The sequence below is a fragment of the Helicobacter ganmani genome, assembly GCF_003364315.1.
Taxonomy (GTDB): domain Bacteria; phylum Campylobacterota; class Campylobacteria; order Campylobacterales; family Helicobacteraceae; genus Helicobacter_D; species Helicobacter_D ganmani.
Genome location: NZ_NXLS01000021.1, coordinates 1 through 1,678, shown reverse-complemented (window position 1 = coordinate 1,678; position 1,678 = coordinate 1). Strand labels below are relative to the sequence as shown.

1 protein-coding gene and 2 pseudogenes are annotated in these 1,678 nt (G+C 33.4%); 1 reads left to right on the top strand and 2 read right to left on the bottom strand.

Translation table 11 applies throughout. From position 1 onward, the window contains the following. A pseudogene (locus CQA43_RS09560) lies at window positions 1-388 on the top strand (hypothetical protein); the annotation flags it as partial. Window positions 389-390: 2 nt separating this feature from the next. Here CQA43_RS09560 and CQA43_RS09320 read toward each other — a convergent pair. Further along, window positions 391-1,584 (bottom strand): Cj0814 family flagellar-dependent secreted protein, encoded by a 1,194-nt coding sequence (locus CQA43_RS09320; protein WP_115552319.1) that lies wholly within the window; start codon window positions 1,582-1,584, stop codon window positions 391-393. Between the two features lie 4 nt (window positions 1,585-1,588). After that, a pseudogene (locus tag CQA43_RS09980) lies at window positions 1,589-1,678 on the bottom strand (nucleoid-structuring protein H-NS); the annotation flags it as partial.

Here is a 1,678-nt window from a genome sequence, read left to right as displayed (position 1 = left end):
TGAAGTAGATTTCATTGCCCTTGTAACTAATGGAGAATTTAACGAACAAAGTGCAGGTGTGAAAGTCTTAAATGAGGAGGAGATGAGTAAGGTTGTGGGAGGGGCAATTTCATATGCGAGGACAGAAAGAAAATATGGTTTATATACAAATAACTACTATCTAATTACAGAAGCTATAGGTAGTTCATTGTATAATGATTATATTAAAGCTATCAACCCCAATACGGAATCACTCTATCTTGTTCATAGGTATCAATTAAAATATTCTTGGTCTTACTCTGGACAATATCAAAAGAGTTGGCTAGAAGTGAGAGACAAGAATACGAATAAACTTCTTAGACAGCCATTTATAAGCAAATTTACAAAGACTTATGCTTACACAAAATAACCTTATCCTACCATAGCCTTAATAGTTGTTTTAAGATAGTCCATAAAATCTTGGTTGTTTAGGGCTTGGTAGCGTTGTTCTTGTTTGGGAGTATAGGAATCCCATTCTAAATATCCCTGTAAATTCATTTTACTAGGTAGCAAATGGGGTTCTTTGTTACCTTGCATAAAATAGTAATAAAGCCATAAATTGCATTCAAGACTAGATTCTATGAAATCATCAATACTTAAAGCTCCAGCTTTTATAGCATTATAGTTGCTTACACTATCGCCACCATAATAAAACTTCTCAAAATTTTCCAATGCTTTTTGGTATTCGCTCTTTATTGTTTCGGGCGATTGTGCTTTAAATACTGCTCCTTGTTGTGCCATAAAAGCTACGAGCAATCCCTCTTTGGAAATGTTGTTTTCATTAATGTATTGTTTAATGCTAAAGGATTCATCACACATATAAAGGTCAGATTCATTGATGCTGCCGTCCTTTTCAAAAACAAAAAATAAATTTTTAGCTCCATTACTTAATCCCAAATTAAATAATATATCCTTTTCGTGCATTGCAGATTCTAACTCCTCCTGATTTTGATAAATTTTAGTTATCTCCCCGCTATCATACGCAATTCCAGCAGGGAAATATTTCTGTAATTCTCCCAAATTATAAGCGTTTTTTGTAGAATCTTTAATGAGCGGTTCTAATTGAGTGTAAGCCCATTTAAAAACGCTTGCAATATCAAGTTTATTAAAATAACTCTGCCCATTAGCAAGTGGCATCGCACCCGCATAATATACGCCATTTTGAAGCGTGAAGTTTGCGCTCTCTCCACTTGGCATAGACATTGTATTAGGGGTTACATAAGTTTTGTGCATTTTTTCTAGTGTTTCTTTATGTATCTTAAAATCACTAGGCAATCCTGCTTTTTTATTAAAATCTGCCCCCATAAACCCATTTTCATCAACACTATATCCAAAAAGTGTTGCTTTATTGTTGTTTGGTGCTAATGTCTGAAAATCATTCATTTTTAAAAAAGCAAGATTTGCTAAATCCTCATTCTTTAAAGAATTATTTTTCATTTCTGCATTTTTATTTTGCAACAAAAAGAGGGTTTGAAAATCCTCCTTAGACAAATTTGCATTCACATTAGAGTTTATCTTATTAAAGTTTGAATGAGAGGTAAGCGACTTATTTTTTATTTCTAGCATTTTCCTAAAACTTCTTCCACAAACTAAGTGTAAAAACACTATCAGGAGCAGAGGAGCTTCCCCCAGCAGTTCCAGAAACAGAAACAGCAGTATC